This window comes from Streptococcus sp. FSL W7-1342, from assembly GCF_037966635.1.
Classification (GTDB): domain Bacteria; phylum Bacillota; class Bacilli; order Lactobacillales; family Streptococcaceae; genus Streptococcus; species Streptococcus salivarius_D.
On sequence record NZ_CP150200.1, the window covers coordinates 1,672,512 to 1,697,519 of the forward strand.

Annotated in this window: 25 protein-coding genes and 1 tRNA gene; 2 read left to right on the plus strand and 24 right to left on the minus strand. The window is 40.3% G+C overall.

Going from position 1 to position 25,008, the window contains the following annotated elements; genetic code table 11:
• Nucleotides 1–105: 105 nt before the first annotated feature.
• Entirely contained in the window at nucleotides 106–1,182 is a 1,077-nt protein-coding gene (locus NSQ79_RS07655) for an SH3 domain-containing protein (protein ID WP_045769034.1), read from the minus strand.
• A gap of 224 nt (nucleotides 1,183–1,406) precedes the next feature.
• Between NSQ79_RS07655 and NSQ79_RS07660 the strand changes: the two genes are divergently transcribed.
• Complete coding sequence (locus NSQ79_RS07660; RefSeq protein WP_049529420.1) at nucleotides 1,407–1,916, plus strand: YgjV family protein; 510 nt, start codon at nucleotides 1,407–1,409, stop codon at nucleotides 1,914–1,916.
• A 17-nt stretch (nucleotides 1,917–1,933) separates the two neighbouring features.
• Here the strand turns inward: NSQ79_RS07660 and NSQ79_RS07665 are convergent, their stop codons facing one another.
• The 23 genes from NSQ79_RS07665 to NSQ79_RS07775 form a co-directional block, all read right to left on the minus strand.
• Nucleotides 1,934–2,755, minus strand: a complete 822-nt coding sequence (locus NSQ79_RS07665; protein ID WP_049553886.1) for a Cof-type HAD-IIB family hydrolase — start codon at nucleotides 2,753–2,755, stop codon at nucleotides 1,934–1,936.
• Nucleotides 2,756–2,772: 17 nt separating this feature from the next.
• The gene (locus tag NSQ79_RS07670) at nucleotides 2,773–3,429 is read right to left on the minus strand and encodes a glucosaminidase domain-containing protein (protein WP_004183048.1); all 657 of its coding nucleotides are present in this window, start codon (nucleotides 3,427–3,429) and stop codon (nucleotides 2,773–2,775) included.
• A 90-nt stretch (nucleotides 3,430–3,519) separates the two neighbouring features.
• A complete protein-coding gene (locus NSQ79_RS07675) occupies nucleotides 3,520–3,861 on the minus strand; it encodes a P-II family nitrogen regulator (protein ID WP_002886165.1) in 342 nt (113 codons plus the stop codon).
• A 10-nt stretch (nucleotides 3,862–3,871) separates the two neighbouring features.
• Nucleotides 3,872–5,107, minus strand: coding sequence for an ammonium transporter (locus NSQ79_RS07680; RefSeq protein ID WP_013991001.1), 1,236 nt, complete (start codon nucleotides 5,105–5,107; stop codon nucleotides 3,872–3,874).
• A 136-nt stretch (nucleotides 5,108–5,243) separates the two neighbouring features.
• Nucleotides 5,244–6,110: a 16S rRNA (cytidine(1402)-2'-O)-methyltransferase gene (gene rsmI / locus NSQ79_RS07685; protein ID WP_049553887.1), complete on the minus strand. Its 867-nt coding sequence runs from the start codon at nucleotides 6,108–6,110 to the stop codon at nucleotides 5,244–5,246.
• Between the two features lie 2 nt (nucleotides 6,111–6,112).
• Nucleotides 6,113–6,433, minus strand: a complete 321-nt coding sequence (gene yabA / locus NSQ79_RS07690) for a DNA replication initiation control protein YabA (RefSeq protein ID WP_002887582.1) — start codon at nucleotides 6,431–6,433, stop codon at nucleotides 6,113–6,115.
• On the minus strand, nucleotides 6,420–7,226 hold the full coding sequence (gene ricT, locus NSQ79_RS07695; protein ID WP_049529414.1) for a regulatory iron-sulfur-containing complex subunit RicT: 807 nt from the start codon (nucleotides 7,224–7,226) through the stop codon (nucleotides 6,420–6,422). Before ricT ends, yabA begins: the two co-directional genes overlap by 14 nt.
• On the minus strand, nucleotides 7,223–8,098 hold the full coding sequence (locus NSQ79_RS07700; RefSeq protein ID WP_049529415.1) for a DNA polymerase III subunit delta': 876 nt from the start codon (nucleotides 8,096–8,098) through the stop codon (nucleotides 7,223–7,225). The genes ricT and NSQ79_RS07700 overlap by 4 nt, the downstream gene beginning before the upstream one ends.
• A gap of 8 nt (nucleotides 8,099–8,106) precedes the next feature.
• Nucleotides 8,107–8,736 carry a dTMP kinase gene (gene tmk / locus NSQ79_RS07705; protein ID WP_045769039.1) on the minus strand — a complete coding sequence of 210 codons (630 nt, stop codon included), beginning with the start codon at nucleotides 8,734–8,736 and terminating at the stop codon, nucleotides 8,107–8,109.
• 123 nt (nucleotides 8,737–8,859) lie between these two features.
• Nucleotides 8,860–8,932 (minus strand) — tRNA-Thr (locus NSQ79_RS07710).
• A 92-nt stretch (nucleotides 8,933–9,024) separates the two neighbouring features.
• Entirely contained in the window at nucleotides 9,025–11,010 is a 1,986-nt protein-coding gene (gene tkt, locus NSQ79_RS07715) for a transketolase (RefSeq protein WP_339313471.1), read from the minus strand.
• 259 nt (nucleotides 11,011–11,269) lie between these two features.
• A complete protein-coding gene (gene tpiA / locus NSQ79_RS07720; protein ID WP_002890214.1) occupies nucleotides 11,270–12,028 on the minus strand; it encodes a triose-phosphate isomerase in 759 nt (252 codons plus the stop codon).
• A gap of 254 nt (nucleotides 12,029–12,282) precedes the next feature.
• Nucleotides 12,283–13,479, minus strand: coding sequence for an elongation factor Tu (gene tuf, locus NSQ79_RS07725; RefSeq protein ID WP_002890213.1), 1,197 nt, complete (start codon nucleotides 13,477–13,479; stop codon nucleotides 12,283–12,285).
• Nucleotides 13,480–13,715: 236 nt separating this feature from the next.
• The gene (locus NSQ79_RS07730; protein WP_164332297.1) at nucleotides 13,716–14,996 is read right to left on the minus strand and encodes an FtsW/RodA/SpoVE family cell cycle protein; all 1,281 of its coding nucleotides are present in this window, start codon (nucleotides 14,994–14,996) and stop codon (nucleotides 13,716–13,718) included.
• A 274-nt stretch (nucleotides 14,997–15,270) separates the two neighbouring features.
• Nucleotides 15,271–15,687, minus strand: a complete 417-nt coding sequence (locus NSQ79_RS07735) for a F0F1 ATP synthase subunit epsilon (RefSeq protein ID WP_002890211.1) — start codon at nucleotides 15,685–15,687, stop codon at nucleotides 15,271–15,273.
• A 12-nt stretch (nucleotides 15,688–15,699) separates the two neighbouring features.
• Complete coding sequence (gene atpD, locus NSQ79_RS07740; protein ID WP_002885994.1) at nucleotides 15,700–17,106, minus strand: F0F1 ATP synthase subunit beta; 1,407 nt, start codon at nucleotides 17,104–17,106, stop codon at nucleotides 15,700–15,702.
• A 76-nt stretch (nucleotides 17,107–17,182) separates the two neighbouring features.
• The gene (locus NSQ79_RS07745; RefSeq protein WP_002886026.1) at nucleotides 17,183–18,061 is read right to left on the minus strand and encodes a F0F1 ATP synthase subunit gamma; all 879 of its coding nucleotides are present in this window, start codon (nucleotides 18,059–18,061) and stop codon (nucleotides 17,183–17,185) included.
• An 18-nt stretch (nucleotides 18,062–18,079) separates the two neighbouring features.
• A complete protein-coding gene (gene atpA / locus NSQ79_RS07750; protein WP_014633492.1) occupies nucleotides 18,080–19,585 on the minus strand; it encodes a F0F1 ATP synthase subunit alpha in 1,506 nt (501 codons plus the stop codon).
• A 15-nt stretch (nucleotides 19,586–19,600) separates the two neighbouring features.
• The gene (locus NSQ79_RS07755; RefSeq protein WP_014633493.1) at nucleotides 19,601–20,137 is read right to left on the minus strand and encodes a F0F1 ATP synthase subunit delta; all 537 of its coding nucleotides are present in this window, start codon (nucleotides 20,135–20,137) and stop codon (nucleotides 19,601–19,603) included.
• Complete coding sequence (gene atpF, locus NSQ79_RS07760) at nucleotides 20,137–20,634, minus strand: F0F1 ATP synthase subunit B (protein ID WP_002886161.1); 498 nt, start codon at nucleotides 20,632–20,634, stop codon at nucleotides 20,137–20,139. Before atpF ends, NSQ79_RS07755 begins: the two co-directional genes overlap by 1 nt.
• 20 nt (nucleotides 20,635–20,654) lie before the next feature.
• Nucleotides 20,655–21,362 (minus strand): F0F1 ATP synthase subunit A, encoded by a 708-nt coding sequence (gene atpB / locus NSQ79_RS07765; RefSeq protein ID WP_004183075.1) that lies wholly within the window; start codon nucleotides 21,360–21,362, stop codon nucleotides 20,655–20,657.
• 33 nt (nucleotides 21,363–21,395) lie between these two features.
• Nucleotides 21,396–21,593: a F0F1 ATP synthase subunit C gene (locus NSQ79_RS07770; RefSeq protein ID WP_004183077.1), complete on the minus strand. Its 198-nt coding sequence runs from the start codon at nucleotides 21,591–21,593 to the stop codon at nucleotides 21,396–21,398.
• 895 nt (nucleotides 21,594–22,488) lie between these two features.
• Nucleotides 22,489–23,508 (minus strand): IS30-like element IS1139 family transposase, encoded by a 1,020-nt coding sequence (locus NSQ79_RS07775; RefSeq protein ID WP_171021848.1) that lies wholly within the window; start codon nucleotides 23,506–23,508, stop codon nucleotides 22,489–22,491.
• A 118-nt stretch (nucleotides 23,509–23,626) separates the two neighbouring features.
• Between NSQ79_RS07775 and NSQ79_RS07780 the strand changes: the two genes are divergently transcribed.
• A complete protein-coding gene (locus tag NSQ79_RS07780; RefSeq protein ID WP_004183079.1) occupies nucleotides 23,627–24,802 on the plus strand; it encodes a peptidoglycan bridge formation glycyltransferase FemA/FemB family protein in 1,176 nt (391 codons plus the stop codon).
• Nucleotides 24,803–25,008 lie beyond the last annotated feature (206 nt).

The window sequence follows — 25,008 nt, forward strand, 5'->3', positions numbered from 1 at the left end:
TAAAACCGACCTTTCTATTGTATCTATTTATCAGGGAATAGACAAGACTTTTTCCACAAAATAATAGAAAGATCAGAAGAAAATCTGACCTTTCTAGATGTCTCATTAATCCACTTGAACATAACGACGAACACCACTATAGCTGATGTAAGAAATCCAACTATGACCGTCTTGAGTAACCTTCATATCAAAGTTAATCTTATCACCTGCTTCTAAGTAAAATTCAACTGGAGCTGTATCACTAGGAGTATTTTTGACAGCTGTACGTTTGGTAAGCGTGTAGCTGCCAGATTCTGCAATACCACCATCAATTGGAAGTTGATTGTCAGTAACTGTCACGTCTTTAGGTAGCGTCACATTATCTGATTCTTTAAAGTAGACTTTTGTTCCACCAGTACTGGTTACTTGAATGGTATCTTGTTCATAGCTTGGACCAGAAACAGCTACCTTTTTAGAGACAAAGCTGATATCGCCAACAATACCAGAAGTGTCCCCTCTATCTCTTGAAAGGGTAGCATCATACTTACCTGAACCCTCTTGATAATTATCTTTCGGATGCACATAATTGTGAACTGTCGCTTGACCTTGGGCAGTGATATCTCCTACTAGGCTGGTGTTATTAAAGACCAGACGACTGCCATCACTGGACTTCCAAGTTCCAGCAATACTATCAAACTGACCACGCGCTACCGCACTCACATCCATATCCACAGGGGTCACTTGCGTATCTGTTTTAGCTTGAGCTTGACTGCTAGATTGAGTGCTTGAAGTTTGACTATCACTTGAGTTCTTCGGAGCTTGAGATTGACTCGCTGAAGATTGATTCTCGTTTGAAGACTTAGGAGCCTGTGACTGACTGCTTGAGGGAACTGATGAACTATTTGAAGATGATGACTGAGCCTGACTACTACTTGAACTTGGGGCAGAAGCCTTTTTGCTACTTGGTACACTTGAAGATTCTGTCTTTGAACCCGAAGATTCCTTGACCTTAGCACTAGACTTGCTAACCTTACCGCTATCTTTACTGGATGTTTTAGCCTTACTTGATGAGGTCACCTGGCTGCTCTTAGGCATCTTATCTGCTGAACTCGATTCCTTATGGCTGGAACAGGCCGTCAGCAAAGCCACTGAGGAAAGGGTAACCATGGAAAGCACGATTGCTTGGGAAAATTTGTTTTTCATAATTATTTCCTCATTTCTAGTCTATCGTAAAAAGTAAAGATAGGACCTATGTCACAAGGCAACATCGGGTTCTCTCTACTTTTAAGGGAACAATCTTTTCTACAATTTCATTATATCATTTTCTAATGTAAACGCTAACATATTAGGGTTGTAAATTCTAAAAAAGACATGAAAATCTCTTGAATCCTTGTGATATAATGGAGACAAAAATTGAAAGTTATATCATGACAGTCTATCTTCTAGCACAAGTATTCTCAGCCATCGGAGCTCTCTGTGTCGCTATTTCCTCTTTTGCAAAATCAAAAAATAAGATGCTGGTCTGGCAAATTACCGACTACATTTTTACTGCTATTGCCAACCTCTTATTGGGTGGCTATACCGGTGCTTTAACCATTAGTATTTCCATCATACGTAATAGCTTGATGGTCAAAAAGAAGATGACCAAGACTATCTTGACCATCCTCATCGTTATTCAAATCATTGTAGGAACCTATCTCAATCAACTTGGACTTATTGGCTATCTGCCAATCATCTCTTCAGTCTCTTATAGTTTAGCCATTGCCATCACACGAAACCTTCAGTGGCTTCGCTGGGTCATCATTGAGAATATGTTACTCTGGCTAATTTACGATTTGACCATTAAGGCCTACCCCGCTGCTATCACTGACGTCACGATCACACTAACTACCCTCATTGCCATTATCAAAAATCGAAAGACCTTTAGCAAACAATAAAGCTAAAGGTCTTTTTCTTATAAAGCCCAAGTACGAATGGCGTGTGCCACACCTGCTTCGTCATTTGTCAAGGTCACATACTTACACAACTCTTTAATGTCGTCACTAGCATTACCCATGGCAACACTCTGACCGACGAATTGAAGCATTTCAAGGTCATTAGCAGCATCACCCAGAGCCATGATTTGATCTGGAGAAATTCCAAGTTTTTCAGCTAAATGCTTAAGTCCACTGGCCTTAGTTGCCCCCTGTGGCATGATTTCAAAGATATAGTCTTGGCTACGAACTGTGCTATAGCTTTGATCAAGTCTGTCTTGCACAGCGTTTTGGAAGGCGTCCAAAGGTTCAGTATCAGCCATATACATGGCTTGGAAAATCACTTGCCCTTCCGCAAAGATTTCTTCCAAACTTCTAGCCTTCGCTTCTGTGAAAACAGTACCAGCATCATAAGCTACTAGCTCAGGCACTTCATCGCCCACAACATAGTAAGTCTTCTCACCAGTCAAGGTTAGAGCCACCTCTGGAAAGTCTTCGCAAGCCTGCAAGAGTTCTTCCATCTCAGAGCGAGATAAACTTTCATATTGAAGCAACTTCCAATTTTTTGTCTCATAAGTTGAACAGCCATTATTCATGATAATGTACTCTTCTTCACTCAGTCCTAATTTCTCAAAATGCGGAAGAATGCCTGAACGCGGGCGTCCTGTACAAAGGACAATTTTGATACCTGCCGCAGCTGCTTCTTGAATAGCCTTAATATTCTCGACAGGAATCTCTTTTTGGCTATTTAAGAGTGTTCCGTCCATATCTATTGCAATGAGTTTCACTTGGTTCTGATTCATTTTACTCTCCTTCGACCCTAATAAGTGTCATAAATGGTTAACTGGTATTGTTCAATGATGCTGTTTAATTTGTCTCCGTAGGTTGTGTCCGTAGCGTAGACCCCTGTTAGGGCAGCTGTCGCATCCTTATAATTCTTAGTATTGGAACGGTGCACCCCTACATAGTAGCTCCCCTCAAGGAAATCCACATAGTCCTGTAAAGAATTTTCCACAGAACCATAAGAACGAAAAGCCGCATCAATATAGTAAGGATTGCCCTTACCATCATCCTCCCAGGTCGGTAGGGTCACACTTTGACCATTGTAGTCCCCCTTAATCCCAAAGAAGTTATAGGACGGCTTCTGACTCAAAGTAGATTGTCCAGAGTCGGATTCCAAGATGGCCTGAGCAATCATGACAGATGCATAAAGATCGTTTCTAGCTGCCAAATAGCGGGACGTCTCGCCAATCTCGGCAATAAAAGCAACCGTCCTCTCATCTGTAGATGTCATGTTTTTTTCCATAGTCAACTTTGGAAAATTCAAACTAGCTAGGAGTCCCAATAAGGCAAATAGGCCAATAAAAATCAGACTCCACTTTTGGAAAAATTTAGGAAAGAGCAAGAAAGACTTCTGTTTCTTTTTAGTTTTCTTAGGTCTAGCTTTAGACTTACCTTTCTTTTTTCCTTTTGCCAATCGGTCACCCCCTCAATCATACTAACTCCTCTAAGTATATCAAAATTCACTAAAAAAGACCCAAACCAACCGGTTTAAGCCTTCATTATATTAAATGGCGTCTCCACCACGTTCGCCTGTACGAATACGGATAACATCATCAATAGGAACAATAAAAATCTTCCCATCACCAACTTCTCCTGTCGCCACGGCGCTCCGAATGGCATCAACAACTTCGTCAACCGCCATATCCTTAACTACAATTTCAACCTTAACCTTAGCTAATAAGGTAGGAACAATGCGCTGTCCACGAACAAACTCTGCAAAGCCACGTTGATTACCATAACCTAGAACTTGACTTACAGTCATCCCCTTAGCCAAGCCACTACCAGTCAAGGCATTTTTCAAATCTTCCAATTTATCCGAACGAATAATCGCTTCTACTTTTTTCATCTGTATTCTCCTACGAATCTAAGCCCATAAAGGTTGGATAGGCTGTCTCTTTGTGTTCACAGTCATCAAGACCAATAGCTTCATCACGGTCACTAACACGCAAAGGCATATAATGAGCAATTACTTTAATAATACCATAGGTCACAAGAGCAGACCAAATAGCTGTAAAGATAATAGCTAAAATGGTCACAATAAAGAGATGGGCCTTTCCATAAATCAAGCCAATATTGGCCTTATCTAGGGCTAAATCCGGTGTCGTAAAAATCGCGGTAGCCAAACCACCAAAGATTCCTCCAACGCCGTGGCAACCAAAAGCATCCAAAGCATCATCATAGGCAAAACGTTTCTTCAAGACAGAAATAGCATAGAAACAAATCGGACTAACCATAAGACCAATTAGAATAGCGCTCCAAATTGAAACAAAACCTGCTCCAGGTGTGATTGCAACCAGTCCTGCCACCAAACCGGTTGAACCACCAACCAAGGATGGATGTCCTGTGACATGTTTTTCAATTGCCAACCATGAAAACATGGCTGCAGCAGCTGAAACATGGGTGGTTACTAGCGCGTGCACTGCCAAGCCATTAGCAGCCAAGGCTGATCCTGCATTAAAGCCAAACCAGCCAAACCATAAGAGACCCGCTCCCAATAGGACAAAAGGAACATTATGAGGACGGTGTTCTAAAATGCCAAAATCACGACGTTTACCAACAACGATTGCCAAAACCAAGGCCGATACCCCCGAGGTAATATGAACCACATCACCACCTGCGAAGTCAATTGTCCCCCATTTAGCAAGGAGCCCTTCGTCCCAAACCATATGTGCAAATGGATAGTAGACAAGAAGTAACCAAAAGACAACAAAGATGGCTAAAGGTGTAAAGCGCATCCTTCCTACTACTGAACCCGTCAAAATCGCCACACAGATAATCGAAAACATCATCTGAAAAGCAGCAAACAGCATATCAGGAATGGTTAGACCACGACTTGAGGCAGTTTCAGACACGCCATTTAAAAAAAGGTGACTGAAATTACCGAAGATATTCCCATGACCGCCAAAAGAAAGCGAGTAGCCAGCAACAATCCACAAGAGGGAAGCTATAGCTAAGGGAAGAACAGACATCATCATGGTATTGATAACATTCTTACGACGTCCAAGCCCACCATAGAAGAAGGCCAAGGCCGGTGTCATCAAACAAACCATGGCTGAACAAATCAATATAAAGGCACTGCTACCTGTATCCATGAAACCACTCCAATTCACAAATTATTCTATGTCAGATAATATAACACAAAAATATGAGATAAACAAGCGTATTTACGGAATTTTTTGATAATTCTTTCTTTTCTGACATCTTATGTCGCCACAAAAAAAGAGCCTCTTAAACCCCATGGAAAAGGTTATAAAGCTCTTGTCTGTTTATTTTTCGCTCTTTAGCAACGGTTTTTATAGCCTGATTAGGTTTCATGCCAGAAGCAATTAAAGCTTCAACAGCCTCTACTGGCGTAACATCTGATGTTAGATTTTCTTCCCTATTATTTTCAGAAGCTCCAGCCACAATCAGTAAACATTCTCCCTTGAGAGGATTACTAGCAATATAATCTAAAATTTCTGAAATTGACCCTCGCTGGTACTCTTCATAAAGCTTGGTTAATTCTCGAACTAGCGTTACTTGACGATTGCCATAGACCTCATGCATATTTTCAAGGGTATCCGCCACACGGTATGGTGACTCGTAAAAAATCTGTGTCTCAGGATAAGATACTTTTTCCTTGAAGAAATCAATCTGCTGTCCCTTTTTACGAGGCAGGAAGCCATAAAAAATATGAGGTTGGGGTGCTAAACCACTAGCAATCAAGGCTGTAATACCAGCTGATGCTCCCGGTAAGGCCACCACAGGAATATTCTCAGCAATGGCGGCTTTGACCAAATCATGCCCAGGATCCGAAATGGAAGGCATACCAGCATCAGAAACCTGAGCCAAAGAAAGACCTGATTTCAAGCGCTCCAGTAAATCTGGAATTTTCTCATAGGCATTGTGCTCATGGAAAGAATACTGCTTGGTTTCAATCTCAAAATGCTTGAGCAAGAGACCCGTATTGCGCGTGTCCTCCGCACAAATAAGATCCACCTCTTTCAGGATTTGCACACTACGAAAAGTCATATCCTGCAAATTTCCAATAGGAGTAGGAACCAGATAGAGGGTACCGTAACTAGATTGCCCCTTAAAACTCTTTTGAACCTGCATGTTTAGTCTCCGTACAACAATTCTGCACAGAAGCCGCAAGCTTCATTATTGTCACGACGTTGGCCGTAGAAATCTGGACAAATATGGAATCCATCATCGTAAATAGCCTCGAGGTTCACCTTACCATGAGACATTTTAGTTCCTGTCTCCTCTTGAACCACTTGACTCAAGTGCTCACGCAACTTGTCATTTTCCAACTTGAGGGCCGTATTTTCATCAAGAATCCCTGAGAAGTTCGCCTTAATTGCTTCCACTTCTGCCAACATCGACATCAAATTTTGTGATAATTCCTCGAATTTATCATACAATTCACGCTTTTCCATTTAGCTGAACTTCCTCCACTCCATAAGTTAGGGGCGCACGCCCTTTTTCAAATAAAACCTTAATGGTCCCTGCAATCACATCAATGGCAACGACCTGACCCGTGCCATCCTTGGTTTCAATTTCATCACCCAAGTCAGGATAACTCGCCTTGCTATCTCGGTAAAAGTCATCTTCATAACTGAGACAACACATAAGTCGACCACAGACCCCATTCATCTTACCAGAATTCAAAGATAAACTCTGATTTTTAGCCATCTTAATCGATACTGGTGGGAATTCACCCAAAAAACTAGAACAACAAAGTGCTCGGCCACAAGGTCCTAAGCCACCATAGATTTTTGATTCCTCACGACTTGAAATTTGACGCAACTCAATACGTGTCTTAAAGTAAGAAGCCAGATCTTTGAGCAACTGACGAAAATCTACCCGTTTTTCAGCTACAAAACTGATTAACACATAAGAGTTATTTAGTGGAAAGACAATATCAACCACCTTCATATCTAGCTGATTTTGAGCAATTAAATCAGCCACTACTCCCATACTCTTTTCAGCTTTCAAAAGATTTTCATCATATCTAGCAAAATCTTTCTCCCCTGCCAATCCTTCAACCCGATTCAAATCCGCAGGCAAACTAACCTCAGGAAAATCTGTGTTTTCCATGACAACCTGGGCTAGGCGCTTATCTTTTTTCTCCAAAACGACTACAAAGTCATCTTTGGCGTAATTTTTATCAGGAACAACGTATTCTACTGCTCCAGTTTCTTCAAATTTTATTCCAATGACTTCTGTCATGATAATACCATATACTCTATTGCATTTTGAAAGCTGACATTAGCTAGCCACATTTTTCGTGCCTCATAAACTAAGTCTAGCCATCGCCTTGCTTGTGGATTTTGTATATCCTTCCCCATTTGATAAGTTAAAAAAGCCCAGACCATCTCTTGTTCCGACTTTTCACTACACTGGACAGCCAGTTTTGCAACGTCCAAATAAAGCAGGTCCTGATTAGATAGCAGGGACTGTGTGAAACGCTCTACTGTATTAATCAGATCAAGAATCTTATTATCTTTAGCTAAGTCTAAAGCCTGAACATCATCTTTAGCAAAGTCCGCCAACACTTTGGCTTGTGTCAGCAACAAGCCTTCCTTCTGCAGCAATTCTTCCAGATATGCCCGATTCTTTGGAAAATAAAAGAGTTGAGCTCGGCTTTTAATCGTAGGTAACATACGACTATCATCAGCTGTCAAAAGAAAAATATAAATCTGACTTTGAGGCTCTTCAATAAACTTTAATAGACTATTAGCAGCATTGATATGCATCTTATCTGCATCACGAATGATAAAAACCTGAGCCTGCCCCTCAAAACTTGATTGACTAAACTCTCTGGTCAACTGACGAATCGTGTCCGTCTTAATAATCTGTCCTTGTGGCTCTACTAATTTAACATCAGAAAAGTCCCCCTGTGCAATCAAGCGACAGGAACGACAGTGGCCACAAGGTAGACCATCCTCAGGAGTTAGGCAAAACCGACTCTGTGCTAGCCAAATAGCCATGTCGAGACTTCCAAAATCACCCGAAAACAAATAAGCATGACTCAAACGATTTTCCCTGATAATTTGTGAAAACTCTTCAAATAGTTTGCTTTGACTTTCAGCTAACTTCATCTTGCTCCTTATAAATAGCCTTTAATTACTTCCCAAGCTTGCTCTACAACATCCTCAAAAGCCTGTGAGGCATCGATTAACTTGATACGTTCTGGTTCAGCCTGTGCCAAATCTAAATACCCTTGACGTACACGCTGATGTAGGTCAAGTTTCTCTAAATCCAACCGATTAACTTCACGTTCACCGCTAGCTGCAATGCGGGCCAAACCAGTCTCAGAATCCACATCAAACAATAGGGTCACATCAGGTTTATACCCATCAGTCGCATAGGCATTTAACCAGGCAATCTCATCCTGATCCAAGCCACGACCAGTCCCTTGATAGGCAACTGATGAATCAATAAAACGATCCATGATGACCATATTGCCCTTTTCAAGCTCTGGCAAAACCTTCTCAATCAGATGTTGACGGCGAGCCGCAATATAGAGCAAGAGCTCTGTCTTAGCATCCATAGACGTATTATCTACATCCAGAATAACCTCACGGATTTGCTCTGCAATAGCTACTCCGCCTGGTTCACGTGTAGTCACGACTTGAGCTGGATAAGCTTCTCTAAGACGAGGTAAAAGTGCCTCCAAAACTGTTGTCTTTCCAGCACCATCTGGCCCTTCGATTGAGATTAATAACCCTTTTGACATGATACTTCCTTTTTGATTTCTTTACTTTCTATTTTATCAAATTTTAGCTCAAATGAACAATCAAGGACAAAAGAAAACAGAGGTTTCTAAAAACCCCTTTTTCTATCTTAATACTTCTGACCATGCCGATTGCAGGTTTCGAACCTGTGACCTACGCGTTACGAGTGCGTTGCTCTACCAACTGAGCTAAATCGGCTGACACAGTCATTCTAACACTATGCCCTAAAAAGTCAAGTTCTATATAATATTTACAAAAAAGAACTTGGACTAGCCAAGCTCTTTCTCTTCTTACAATGATTTGTAAAGTTGACTTGCATTTTCAACAGTGAAACCATATTCTTTAAAGATACGGTCACCAGGTGCTGAGGCACCCCAAGTATCAATAGTAAGTGTTTTACCTGCAAGACCAACGTATTTGCCCCAACCAAAGCTAGTTCCAGCTTCGATAGCCAAACGTTTTGTCACAGCTGCTGGAAGAACTTCTTCTTTATATGCAGCATCTTGTTCATCAAAGAGATTTTGTGATGGCATTGAAACAACACGGACATGCACGCCTTCAGCTTCAAGAGCCGCTTGAGTATCAAGAGCCAATTTCACTTCAGAACCAGTCGCAATGATGATACCATCAAGATCACCTTTAGCTTCTGAGATAATGTAAGCCCCTTTATTGACACCAGCTTCAGCATTTTCAGCTGTACCATCAAGGACTGGCAAGTTTTGACGTGTCAAGACTAGCATTGTTGGACGTTCAGTCTCAGCCAAAGCACGTTTCCATGCAGCATTAGTTTCATTACCATCTGCAGGACGGATAACGTTAAGGTTAGGCATTGAACGCACACTTGCCAATTGTTCGATTGGTTCGTGAGTAGGTCCATCTTCACCAACTGCTACTGAATCGTGTGTCATAACATAAGTCACTGGCAAGTTTTGAAGTGCTGCCATACGTACTGCTGGAAGCAAGTAGTTTGAGAAGACGAAGAAAGTACCACCATAAACACGAGTACCACCATGAAGAGCAATACCATTCATCGCTGCAGCCATAGCAAACTCACGCACACCAAACCAAATATTACGTCCAGCATAGTTGTCTGCTTGGAAATCAGACTCAGCCTTAACCATAGTATTGTTAGAAGCTGAAAGGTCTGCTGAACCTCCCCAGAATGAAGGAACTTGTTCAGAAATCTGTTGGATAGCTTGTTGGCTTGACACACGGCTAGCTACTGCTGAACCCAATTCATGAGCCTTCAAGTCAACGTGTGCAGGTTCATTCGCAAAGGCAGCCTTGTATTCCGCAGCCAATTCTGGGTAAGCAGCTTCATATTCTGCAAATTTAGTTTGCCAAGCATTTTCAGCAACTTCACCACGGAATTTAATACCAACTTCAAAACGACGAGCTACTTCATCTGGAACTGTAAATGCCGGTGCATCGTAACCGTAAACACCTTTTGCGTGATCAATGCCGTCTTGACCAATTGGAGCACCGTGGACAGCTGATGTTCCTTGGCCTTCAGCTCCGTAACCAATGATTGTCTTAACTTCGATAATAGATGGTTTATCTGTCTCAGCTTTAGCTTCTTCGATAGCTTTAGCAATAGCTTCCAAATCATTACCATCCTTAACAAGAATGTGTTGCCAACCATAAGCTTCAAACTTAGCCTTAACATCTTCTGTGAAAGCCATTGAAGTTGGTCCATCAAGTGAGATATCATTTGAATCGTAAAGAAGTACCAACTTACCAAGTTTAAGGTGACCAGCAAGACTAGCAGCTTCTTGAGAAACACCTTCCATCAAACAACCATCGCCATGGAGGGCATAAGTATAATGGTCAACAATATCAAAACCAGGTTTGTTAAATTTAGCTGCCAAGTGTGCTTCAGCCATTGCCATACCTACAGCATTAGCAATCCCTTGACCAAGAGGACCTGATGTTGCTTCAATACCATCTGTATGGTTAACTTCAGGGTGACCTGGAGTCTTAGATCCCCATTGACGGAAGTTCTTCAAGTCGTCCATTGTCACGTCGTAGCCAGAAAGGTGCAAGAGACTATAAAGCAAGGCAGAACCATGACCTGCAGAAAGAACAAAACGGTCTCGGTTTGTCCAGTTACGGCTTGTCTTTGGATTAACATTCATCACATGGTTCCAAAGCACATAAGCCATTGGCGCTGCACCCATAGGAAGACCTGGGTGCCCAGAATTCGCGGCTTGAATTGCCTCGATCGAAAGCGAACGAATAGTGCTGACCGCCATTTGGTCAATTGCATCAAAAGTCATGATTCTAACTCTCCTTTTTTGGAAAAAATGCGGAGCATACAGACTATTAGCATCTGAGCTCTAGTTATACTACTTTAATTATAGCATATTATCTGTCTCTTTGGGCAATCCAATTCTATTTGTCAAACCCTAAACCTATAAAATATAAAGCCTAAAGCGTTCGTTTTTACAAACCTACACCATTTGTCTTATCCCAAGCAATTTATTTGTAAAGCAATTCATCAAAAAAAGCCGAGGAAACCCCCGACTTTATGTAAAATTATTTAACGAAGTCAAGCAATGCCAAGAAGCTTTCAGCTTCAAGTGATGCACCACCTACAAGAGCTCCGTCAACGTCTGGACAAGCCATGTATTCAGCAACGTTTTCAGGTTTAACTGATCCACCGTATTGGACACGTACTTTGTCAGCAACTTCTTGACCAAAGTCAGCAGCTACAACGTCACGAACAACTTTACACATTTTTTGTGCGTCGTCTTGTGAAGCTGATTTACCAGTACCGATAGCCCAGATTGGTTCGTAGGCGATTACTGTTGAAGCGACTTGTTCTGCAGTCAATCCAGCAAGAGCAGCTGAAACTTGAGCACCTACGAATTCTGCTGCTTTACCAGCTTCGTAAGTTTCAAGTGATTCACCACAACAGATGATTGGAAGCATACCGTTAGCAAAGATTGCTTTTGCTTTTTTGTTGATGTCTTCATCAGTTTCGTGGAAGTAGTCACGACGTTCTGAGTGACCGATAACAACGTAGTCAGTACCGATTTCTTTCAAAACTTGTGGGCTAGTTTCACCAGTGAAGGCACCAGCATTTTCAAAGTAAGTGTTTTGTGCAGCAACTTTAAGGTTTGAACCTTTAGCAGCAGCAAGTACAGCTGTCAAGTCAACTGCAGGAGCTGCGATACCAGCTTCAACAAGATCTGATGAAGGAAGTTTTGATGCTACAGCTTCAACGAATGCTTTTGCTTCTTCTGGATTTTTGTTCATTTTCCAGTTACCAGCGATAAATGGTTTACGTGACATTTCACATACCTCTTCTTTTATTTATTTACTCGTTTATTTTATCACAAATCCCTTACTATTACTAGGATTTTAGGAAAATTCCGAAAACTCAACCTGCTTTATGTCTATTTATCACTATCAAAACTTAGCTTAAGCATCTAAAACACCCCAAAAATATAATATTACGAGTATTTTTAAACACCAAAAAGAGCCGAGTAACCTCGACTCTCTCAATTATTGTCTGACGAATAATTGTATTGGGAACTTAATATTAATTAAGCTTCAATTTCAGATACGATACCTGAACCAACAGTACGTCCACCTTCACGGATAGAGAATGTTGTACCTTGTTCAACGGCGATTGGGTGGATCAACTCAACGTCGATAGTCACGTTATCACCAGGCATAACCATTTCAGTACCTGCAGGAAGTTCGATTGAACCTGTTACGTCAGTTGTACGGAAGTAGAACTGTGGACGGTAGTTGTTGAAGAATGGAGTGTGACGTCCACCTTCTTCTTTAGAAAGGATGTAAACTTCACCTTTGAATTTAGTGTGTGGGTTGATTGAACCAGGTGCAGCCAATACTTGACCACGTTCGATTTCATCACGTTGGATACCACGAAGAAGAACACCGACGTTATCTCCGGCAATACCTTCGTCAAGTTGTTTACGGAACATTTCAACACCAGTAACAACTGCTTTTTGGATTTCTTCTTTAAGACCAACGATTTCAACTTCGTCATTAACACGAACAACACCACGGTCGATACGTCCTGAAGCAACAGTACCACGACCAGTGATTGAGAATACGTCTTCGACTGGAAGCAACAATGGTTTGTCAGTGTCACGTTCTGGTTCTGGAATGTATTCGTCAACAGTGTTCATCAAGTCCATGATGATGTCTTCGTATTTAGAATCACCTTCAAGAGCTTTAAGAGCTGAACCTTGGATAACTGGAATGTCATCACCTGGGAAATCGTATTCTGAAAGAAGGTCACGGATTTCCATTTCAACCAATTCAAGCAATTCTTCATCGTCAACCAAGTCAACTTTGTTCATGAAGACGATAAGGTGTTTAACACCAACCTGACGTGAAAGAAGGATGTGCTCACGAGTTTGTGGCATTGGTCCGTCAGTAGATGCTACTACAAGGATCGCACCGTCCATTTGAGCGGCACCAGTGATCATGTTTTTAACGTAGTCCGCGTGTCCTGGCGCATCGATGTGAGCGTAGTGACGTTTTTCAGTTTCATACTCAACGTGTGCAGTGTTGATTGTGATACCGCGTTCACGTTCTTCTGGAGCAGCGTCGATTGAAGCGTAGTCTTTTGGTGTGTTAACTGCGCTAGGAAGACGACGAGCCAATACAGTTGTGATAGCAGCTGTCAAAGTAGTTTTACCGTGGTCAACGTGTCCGATTGTACCAATGTTAACGTGTGGTTTACTACGATCGTATTTTTCTTTTGCCATTTAGGAAAAGCCTCCAATAAAATATATTTTATAGATAGACAGTAGGCAATACAGTCTAACTTTACTCTACTATTCTATCAAAATGTCATAGAATTGCAAGTATTTTATATAGTTTTCAATTTTTCTTTAGAGTAATCACAAATATTTCTTTCAGTATTTCTATTTCTACTACTTCTACAAGCTTTTAGTATTACCTTTACTAATGCAAAACGCTATCAAGTAAAAAAGAAGCCGAATTAACGACCTCTTCTTAAAGGTACAATTTTTTCATCTTGATTTTCCAATTCTTGAGTCTGAGATAACTCGTCCTCAATAGCTTGAACAATATTATCACGCTTTTCGTTGGCAGCAATATTTAAAACAAAAGCAATCCCAACAGAAGTTACCAGAAGCGAGTTACCACCTTGTGAAAGGAAGGGGAAGGTAACCCCTGTCGATGGGATTAGCCCTGAGATTCCCCCAATATTAACAAAGACCTGCATAAGCATGAGAGCTCCCACACCAAGCGCCATCATAGAGTTAAATGGATTTCTGGCCTTAACTCCCACAATCATAATACGAAGAATGAGGAAAAAGAGGAGGGCCAGAATCAAGCCGGCTCCGATAAGACCTAATTCTTCAATAACAATCGAAAACACAAAGTCTGTTGTAGCTTCTGGTAAATAACCAGTTTTCTCAATTGAATTTCCAAGCCCGAGACCAAACCATCCTCCATTACTCATAGCATAGTATGAATGAGATAGCTGAAGACCAGATCCTGTCAAATCCTTGAACGGATTAAAATATGCTGCGAAACGCTTGGCAACATATCCAAAGATAGGTACCTTAGCCATGGTTTGAACCCCAACCAAGGCAATTAAGCCTAGGAAGGCCGACGAAATCCCTACAATACTGGCAAATAAGGCCGTAAACCAACGGTAGCCAACACCAGAAATTGAAAACATCACTACTGTAGTCAATACAATGATAGCCGCATTCCCCAAGTCAGGTTGGATAGCAACCAAACCGATCATACCAAGCAAATAGACACGCCAGTCATTAAGTTCCTTACCATTCCTAGGAATCCATCTATTCTTCGTCAGGGCTTGGTAGTCATAACGTTCTATGGCAGACTGTTTTTTTGAAAAGGTGTGTGCCAAAAACCAAACAACAATGATCTTAAGGTACTCCGCTGGTTGGAAAGACAAGGGACCTAGCACAATCCAACCATTGGCACCATTGATTTCCCTGGTGAAAAATTTGGCAATGACCAAAAGTAAAATCTCAAAGGCAATAACAACACCCAAAAGCTTATCTTTCCTGAGAAAGTTCAATTTCAGTCGGTAGATGAAAGAAATAGAGAACAAGGATAGCAACCAGAAGCCTCCTTGGTTCATAACAGATGCGAAGGGATTGGCCCCCAAGGTTACTAAACGAGCACTCGTTGTTGAATACACTACTATTAAACCAACCACGGATAAGATTAAATAAGGTATCAAAATGGTGTAATCTAAAAGATGCTTCTTTTCAATTTTCATATCTTTAAAAAACTCATACTTTCTATTACGTTACTCTACATTTTCTCTTAAAATATAAAGCTAACAGCTTATATTATAACACTTTGATACCTTAAACTAAAGCAAAAGCTAAATTAACCGTTTTCAGGACTGAAAATCTGATTATTTTATCTTACCTTCAGATAGGTTTTACAATGAGCTTTCTTTGATAACCTTGCTACTTCTTATGTTTTCTTTTTATGTTTTCTTTTAAGACAAACAAAAAACAAGACCTAAGTCTCGCTTTTTGTTTATCTTATTTTGTACCGACACTGATACGATTAAGTGCTCGACGGAGAGCAACCTGAGCACGTTGAACTTCATCAATACGGTCAGATTTAGTTGCTTCTTCCAAGTCACGTTCGGCACGTTGCTTGGCACGTTCGGCACGAGAAACGTCAATGTCGCGTTCACGTTCTGCTGAATCGGCAACGATAGTAATAAAATCATCTTTAACTTCGATGATACCACCATTTACGGCAATCCAATCGACGTGACTCTCGTCATCCACACGACGAACCTTGAGTTCATCCACTTCAAGTGGCGCAATCAAGTTAATATGGCCTGGCAAGATACCAATTTGACCATCTTTAGTAACCGCGTGGATAAAGCTGGCATGGTGGTCATATTTAAGACCATCCGGAGTTACCACTTGTACGGTCATTTGTGCCATATATTCACCTCATTAGTAGCCCATAGCTTTAGCTTTAGCTACTACATCCTCAATTGGACCTACGCTACGGAAGGCATCTTCTGGAAGATTGTCATATTTACCTTCAAGGATTTCTTTAAAGCTACGAACAGTTTCAGCAACTGGAACATAAGAACCTGGTTGACCTGTAAACTGTTCAGCAACGTTGAAGTTTTGTGACAAGAAGAATTGGATACGACGAGCACGTCCAACCAATGTTTTTTCTTCGTCTGACAATTCATCCATACCAAGGATAGCGATAATATCTTGCAATTCACGGTAACGTTGAAGCACACGTTGAACTTCAGTCGCAACAGCATAGTGTTCTTCACCAACAATTTCAGGTGAAAGGGCACGTGAGCTTGATGCCAATGGGTCAACGGCTGGGTAAATACCCATTTGTGTCAACTTACGTTCAAGGTTGGTTGTTGAATCCAAGTGAGCAAATGCTGTAGCTGGCGCTGGGTCAGTATAGTCATCGGCTGGAACGTAGATGGCTTGGATTGATGTAACAGAACCTTTTTTAGTTGATGTGATACGTTCTTGCAATTGACCCATTTCAGTAGCAAGTGTAGGTTGGTAACCAACGGCTGATGGCATACGACCAAGAAGGGCAGAAACCTCAGAACCTGCTTGAGTGAAACGGAAGATGTTATCGATGAAGAGAAGCACGTCTTGACCTTCGACATCACGGAAGTATTCCGCAATTGTCAAACCAGTAAGGGCAACACGCATACGTGCTCCAGGTGGTTCATTCATTTGACCGAAGACCATGGCTGTTTTCTCAATAACGCCAGATTCTTTCATTTCCCAGTAAAGGTCATTACCTTCACGTGTACGTTCACCAACACCTGTAAACACGGAAATACCACCGTGCTCTTGGGCAATGTTGTGAATCAACTCTTGAATAAGAACGGTTTTACCAACACCGGCACCACCAAAGAGTCCGACTTTACCACCTTTAAGGTAAGGGGCAAGCAAGTCGATAACTTTAATCCCTGTTTCAAGGATTTCAGTAGATGTTGACAATTCATCGAAAGTTGGTGCTTTTTTGTGAATTGGTTCACGCTCTGCATCGTCTGCAAAAGGTGCTTCCAAGTCAATGGTATCACCAAGAACGTTAAAGACACGTCCAAGGGTATCTTTACCAACAGGAACGCTGATTGGACGTCCAGTGTCCAGAACTTCTAGTCCACGAGTCAATCCATCAGTAGATTCCATGGCAATGGTACGAACCACACCTTCTCCAAGTTCAAGAGCTACTTCGAGCACGATACGTTTAGACTTTTGTTCATCAGTATAAACGACCAATGCATTGTTAATCTCAGGAAGTTTATCACCAGCTGCAAACGCTACGTCTACAACAGGACCAACAACCTGAGCAATTTTGCCTGAGCTCATTGTTTTCTCCTTATGATAGTTTTCTGGATGACAATCATCCTTTTTTCATGTGTGTCTAATTAAGACAAATCTCTAGCTATTCAAGTGCACTTGCACCGCCAACGATTTCAGTAATTTCCTGAGTGATGGCAGCTTGACGCGCACGGTTATATTGGATTGTCAAATCGTTAATCACATTCTTCGCATTATCAGTGGCTGTCTGCATTGCAGTCATACCAGCTGCGTGCTCAGCTGTTTTGGCATCTACGATAGCACCGTAGATAAGACTCTCAGCATATTGTGGTAAGAGTTGATCCAAAATAGTGTCACGATCTGGTTCCAATTCAAACTTGGTCAACACATGACCTTCTGATTCATTGGGATCCAAATCAGCGATAGGAAGCATTTGTTCCACACGAACCTCACTAGACAAACTGTTGACATGGTGGTTGTAGCACACATAGAGTTCATCAAAAAGTTCATTTTGATACATTCCTACTGCTTTAGAAATGATTTTTCCGACTTGTTCAAAACTAGGTTGATCTTCAAGGCCACGAAGTTCAAAAGCAACATTCATGTTACGAGCCTTGAAGAAATCTGAACCTGTTCCACCAATAGAAATGATAGCATATTCATCTTCAGAATCATGGTCACGTTTAATCATGTCCAACACAGCTTTAAGAATTGTTGAGTTATAACCCCCAACTAGTCCCTTATCTGAAGTAATGACAATGTAACCTGTCTTACGGACTGGACGTGCGTCCAACATTGGATTTGACGAACCATTAATCAATTCTGAATGTAGAAGATCTGTTGTGATCTGTCTAATTTTTGAGGCATAGATTTGGAAATCTTTAGCAGCTTGCTCAGAACGTGTCAATTTTGATGCAGAAACCATTTGCATGGCTCCTGTAATTTGACTCGTTTTCTTTGTTGAAGCAATTTTTGCTTGGATTTCTCTTAGAGAGCCTGCCATATGCTGTCCTCCCTATTTCTATTTATATTCTGACTGATCTTTGAAAGCTTGGATAGCTTCATTAAGTACAGATTCCTCAGGAAGATCCTTAGTTGTACGAATAGTTTCAAAGATATCCTCATGGTGACCATCAAAGTAGTCATAGAGTGCTTCTTCAAAATCCAAGATTTGATCAACCGGAACACTATCCAAGAAACCGTGTGTCAAAGCGTAAAGGATAACAACTTGTTTCTCAACTGGAAGTGGTTTATGAAGCGGTTGTTTCAAAACTTCGATTGTACGACGACCACGGTTCAATTTCGCTTGAGTCGCAGCATCCAAATCTGAACCAAATTGCGTAAAGGCTTCAAGTTCACGATATGAAGCCAAGTCAAGACGAAGTGTACCAGCAACCTTCTTCATCGCTTTAATTTGCGCTGATCCACCTACACGTGATACGGAAGAACCCGCATCAATGGCTGGACGAATACCTGAGTTAAACAAGTTTTCTTGCAAGAAGATTTGTCCATCTGTGATTGAGATAACGTTTGTTGCGATATATGCTGAGATATCTCCGGCTTGCGTTTGGATGATTGGCAAGGCAGTAATTGAACCACCACCAAGATCATCCGAAACTTTAGCTGAACGTTCCAAAAGACGTGAGTGGAGATAGAAGACATCCCCTGGGTAAGCTTCACGACCTGGTGGACGACGGAGAAGCAATGAAAGTTCACGGTAGGCCACGGCTTGTTTAGACAAATCATCATAAACAATCAGTACGTGTTTTCCGTTATACATGAACTCTTCAGCCATTGCAACACCAGCATAAGGCGCAATGTAAAGCAATGGTGATGGTTGTGATGCAGAGGCAGTCACAACGATTGTGTAATCAAGAGCACCGTGTTTACGGAGAGTTTCTACTTGTGTACGAACTGTTGATTCTTTTTGACCAATAGCCACATAGATACAGATCATATCTTGACCTTTTTGGTTCAAGATCGCATCAATGGCTACTGAAGTTTTACCAGTTTGGCGGTCTCCGATAACCAATTCACGTTGACCACGTCCGATTGGAACCAAGGCATCAATGGCCTTAAGACCAGTTTGCAATGGCTCAGAAACTGATTTACGTTGCATAACACCTGGAGCAGGTGTTTCAACTGGACGGAAACCTGTTGTTTCGATGTCACCAAGACCATCAACTGGTTGCCCAAGTGGGTTTACTACACGACCAATAAGGGCTTCACCAACTGGAACTTCCATAATTTTTCCAGTACGTTTAACAATATCGCCTTCACGAATTGCTACGAAATCCCCCAAGATAATGATACCGACATCATTAGTTTCAAGGTTTTGGGCCATACCATAGGCACCATTTTCAAATTCGAGCAACTCACCACTCATAGCATTATCAAGACCACGAGCACGTGCGATACCGTCACCGATATAGGTAACGACACCAGTTTCAGTGACGTCAAAGTTTGGCTGGAAGTTTTCAATTTGCTTTTTAATTAAAGCGCTAATTTCTTGTGCGTTAATTGCCAAAAGTCACACCACTTTCTATTTCAAATTCGTTTTAAAGGTTTGCAATTGACTGCGAATTGACGTGTCAACAACCTTATTTTTTGCTTTGATGACGAATCCTCCGATGAGGTCCTCATCAATTTTTTTTACTAAACGACGTGTCTTAATCTCAAATTTTTGTGAAACAATCGCCAAAAGTCGAGCTTTTTGTTCTTCAGACAAGGGACTTGCTGATGTCACTGTGACATCGTAAGTATTGTCTTCTTGATCAAAGAGCTCAAGGACCAACTTCAACACATCATAGAGAATGTTGGCACGGTCATTGAGTAAGATTACCTCAAGAAAATTGTTCATATACACTGAACAAGACTCTTGAAACAAGCTCAAACTTTCTTTTTTAGCTTCACTTGTCACATTTTCCTGCGACAAGAAGGTTTTTAGATTTGTTTCAGCAAAAACTGTTAGGATTTGCCTTACTTCTTCTTGGATTGTTGACACGGCGTCTTGTTCAAAAGCGACTTCTACCAGGCTTCTGGCATACTGCTCAACAAGAGCTTGTGTTTTCTTATCCATTAAGCATCTCCTAATTGATCAAGATAGCTATCAATCAAGTCAGATTGCGCTTTAGCATCAAGGTTTTGTTTCATAACTTTTTCCGCCAAGAGGACAGTCAAGTCTGCAACTTCACCTTTAACTCCAGCAAGTGCTTCCACACGGCTTTGGGCGATGTCTTGATTTGCTTTTTCTTTCAAGCGTTTAGCTTCATCATGTGCTTCTGCAATGATTTTTGATTCTTGAGTTTTACCAGTTTCCTTGGCCCCATCAATAATTTGAGCCGCTTCAGTGCGAGCACCTGCTAACTCATCTTGACGTTTTTGTGCCAAGCTTTCTGCTTCTTGACGAGCATTTTCAGCACTATCAATATCTGTGGCAATTTTCTTTTCACGAGCAGCAAAGATTCCTGTAATTTGATCCCATGCGAATTTACGGATGAGGTAATACAAGAGAAAAACTGAGCCGAGTGTGATAATGATATTACCAAGTGTCGTACTATTAATCAGTAATGACATTTCATTTCTCCCTTTCTTAATTATTCTTCGTTGACTTTATCACCAATATAGTTTGAACTTAGGATAATAAAGACATAGGCTTGGATGAAGCCGATAAAGGCTGAAAAGGCAACCCAGACAAGGTTCAAAGCAAAGGATACAGGTGCTGCAAAGACAGACCATGTCACCAATTTAAGAATCAAGCCAGTAAGTACCTCACCAGAATAAATGTTACCAAACAAACGCAAGGCCAATGAAGCAAGGTTGGTTAATTGTTCCAAAATGTTCATTGGGAGCATAGCTGGGTATGGTGAAAGGTAGCCTTTTAGATAGCCTTTAAACCCTTTTTTACGGATCCCCTCAATATGACTAATGAGGGTAATAATCAAAGAAAGAGTGATAGTAACACCGAAGTTCGATGTTGGAGAAGTCCAAAAATTGTAATGCTCACTTTTTACAGATACAAGCAAACCTAAGTTGTTCGCTGTAAAAACAAAGGTGAAAATTACAAACAAGAGCAAACTATAATTCTTCGTGAATTTCCCAAGATTTTGAGAAATGGTACTGTTCACAAACTCATAGATGAACTCAAGCACATTTTGTTTTCCCTTTGGTTTAATGGTCATCTTACGACTTGACCAGAAAACCACTCCAAAAACGATAATTACTGTCAAGAGAGACATGGCAAGGACAGTCAAGTCAAAATCAATCCCAAATAATGAGACGGTTGGATTACTTGTAGTTTCCACTGCTCATCCCTCCTTCATCTTTTTATTTGTCTATTAGACAATGTAGCTAAGGGCAAACAATACGAAGAAGGTACCTTCGATAAAGGCAACACCAGTAAACATCAATGTTTGAAGTTTGCTAAACATCTCAGGTTGGCGAGCTGCAGCTTTAGCGACATTGGCAACGAGGATACCCTCACCAATAGATACACCCATAACGGCCAAACCGAGGCCTAAGATAGTTAAATTCATAGTAGAATTCTCCTTTTAATTTTTTTTACCCTGTTATTTTAGTCCTATTTTCCACGAAAGTCAACGAATTAACGGTTTTTTAGACGTTTTCACTGAATTTGCCTAACGTTTTCACTAAATTTGCGTAAGCGTTTACTTTTGATGAAAAGGCTGATTTGCTTATTCCAAAAAACAAGCCCAACTATGGTAGGTTAGACTTGTTTGGGAAATTTATGAAAAAAAGAAAGTTTCACTGTCTGACTCAGCGTCAGAGGTGTGAGTTCTACCGAACCATGTTCAGCAATACTTATTAGGATGATTATAGTGTAGCTTGGGTTGCTTAAAGAAAGCTGAAGGAAAGCTGATTATTTTTTTCAAATTGCTCCATTATTTCTTTTAAAAGTCCTGCTAACTCCAAACGTAGGAGACACTACTCCGACACTTTTTAATATTGGTATCGATCTATATCAAATGATTAACTTATCAATAATCACCATTGATGTTGCTTCTTTCCTTGAATAAAATAAACACTAATATTATCAGATGTTAGACGACTTACCCAGCCTTGATTTTTTATAGCCTAGGAACAACAATACCAACCCTTGGAGACTTTGTATTTTTCATAAAATGACGTGTATAAAACGGTAACTCGTCAGATTTAACAACTTCTGTTGTTCAAAAAGCTTCTGCTATCTTCCTTTCGTTGTCAACGATAGAATCTGGAAGCTCACTGTACCTAGATTTATATAATGTAAAATTACTAGACTTTATCATTCTGTGATTATAGTCAATTTGAAATACAGATAGTTTGAAGCATCTGAACTTATTTTTGTTATAATATTTTATATAACTATTTACTTCCCTAATTGTCAAGTCAAGTGCAACAAAGATGTTCCTCTGATTAAGTGAGTATCTTTCAAGCTGTTTGAGTTAGCTCAAACAGCTTTTTTGCGGACTGATAGCCATGAATTCGTCTAGGTCTTTCATTGATAGCCTTTGTATAGTCCTCTAAAAGATTCTGATTTAGTTCTTTTAACGAACACCCCTTCGGAATGAACTCTCTTAGTAGTCCATTGAAATTCTCATTTGTACCTCGTTCATAAGATGAATAGGCATGTGCAAAATAAACATCTAATCCCTCTATCTTACTCAATGATGAAAATTCGTTTCCATTATCTGCAGTTATGGACTTAATGGGATAAAGTTTCATACACTCTAAGACTGCTTGATTGACATACTCTGCTTTCTTTTCCACGAGTTTCTTTGTGACAGCATAGCGTGTTTGTCGTTCTACCAAGGTTAGAATAGAAGGTTCTCCTATTGTCTTTCCACCCAGAACAGAATCGATTTCCCAATCTCCAAAACGGGAACGATTATTGATTTCTTCTGGCCTTTCTTCAATTGACTTTCCTAGATGTTTCTTGGTAGAGGGGCGCTTGGTAAATTTCTTACGGATCCGCACTGCTCTTGGCAAATCAATGACCTTAATCTCTAACAATCCTTGATGGATATAGTTATAGAGCGTCTTGGTTGAAGGAACAACTGCATCTACATGTTGGAGTCTATAGGTATGAACAAAGGTATCCACGCTATGCACCCTTGGTTTCTCTCTCATTGCTTCTGTAAATGCTCTCAGAAAGTCATCCGATACGGAATCCAGTTTCAAATAATAGCTGGCTTCTCTAGCATGACGATAACGGTTATGAGCAGCATCTGCATAATAGTGTTGGTAATAGACCTTTTGCCCATTTACTTTTTTCACTTGTGTTATGGAACCACGATTAATTTCACGAGTAATAGTAGAGCGATTTCTCCCTAGTCTACGAGCAATCTCAGCAGGTTTGAGTCCTACGCTTAAATAAGCTTCAATTTCCCCTCGCTCAGCTTCAGATAAGTGCTTGTATGATTGATTTGTGGTAGAATAATTAGTGGACATGTTCATCTTCCTTTATACTGTTTTTCGCAACTCTAGTATATCAGATGAACATGTCTTTTGTGTTGCACTTCATTTTACAATAGGGCTAACTATTTACTTGTAATCGAAAGGAAATAAAATGAGTTTTACAATTTTGAAAGAGGAAGAGTTTACATCTTTCATAGAAAAATGTAAAGAACATTCGTTCATGCAAACAGTATCAATGTCTAATCTCCTAAGAAAAAGAGGATTCGAGACTAAGTTTTTAGGTTGGAAAAGTAATAATGAAATTACTGTTGCTGCTATTGCTTTCATGAAGCATTTGACTGGAGGAGTCAGAATAGAAATTAATAGTGGTCCATCGTATACAAATGAATCCGATTTAAAGAGTTTTTATCATGAATTACAACTTTTTGCTAAGAAACAGGGAGCTCTAGAATTGGTTGTGAAGCCAGACGACACTTATCAGACATTTGAAATTGATGGAAAGCCTACTGAACCTGAGAAAACAGAATTAATTTCTACACTAACAGATCTTGGCTACAAATTTGATGGTTTACAGGTAGGCTATCCTGAAGGGGAACCAACTTGGCATTATTTGAAAAATCTTGAGGGCTTTGATGAAACATCTTTATTAAAATCATTTAACAAAAATAGCGTCAGAAACATCAAAACTGCTCTCGACTATAATGTTATTGTTCGCAAAATAAATAAAGGCGAAATCCCAGAATTCAAAAAGATTATAGAAGAAACCGGAAAAAGGCAAGGGTTTGAAGATAAAAGTTTAGATTATTATACAGATCTATATGATGCATTTGGTGATAACGCTGATTTCTTGGTAGCAGAGTTAGATTTTGAAAAAAGCTTAGATCACATAAATAGTAAACTTACCTCACTGAACCCTAAGAGCAAACAGTATGAGCAACAAGCTCAAAAATTGAATAAACAAAAACAGATCATTTCAGAGCTCAAACAAAAAATTAATACAGAGAAGATACTTCTTGCTTGTGCTTTAATACTATATACACAAGATCAGGCCACCTATCTTTTTGGAGGTTCCTATACAGAATTTCAAAAATTCTCTGCTGCTTTCTTAATTCAGTATCATGCCATGAAATGCACTTTGAAGAGAAATATTATGAGTTATAATTTCCTTGGAATTACAGGCGTGTTTGACGGCTCTGATGGAGTTCTACGATTTAAACAAAACTTTAACGGTTATATTGTTCGTAAGATGGGAACCTTCCGTTATTACCCACAACCTTTAAAATACAAACTTATCCAAGGACTTAAAAAGCTTCTTAAACGTTCTTAGTTTAAAGAATACTGTTTGCTATTCTCTCCTTGAAAATAAACACAAAATTCTAATACAACAAAAAGTCATCATATGATGACTTTTTGTTGTATTAGAATCGACGTGAGACTATTCTCAATAGTCATAATCACCCGTCTAACAGTTAATTTGCTTAAACGCTATAAAACCAAACACCGACCAGTGCCCAAGCATTTTCTTCAAATCTT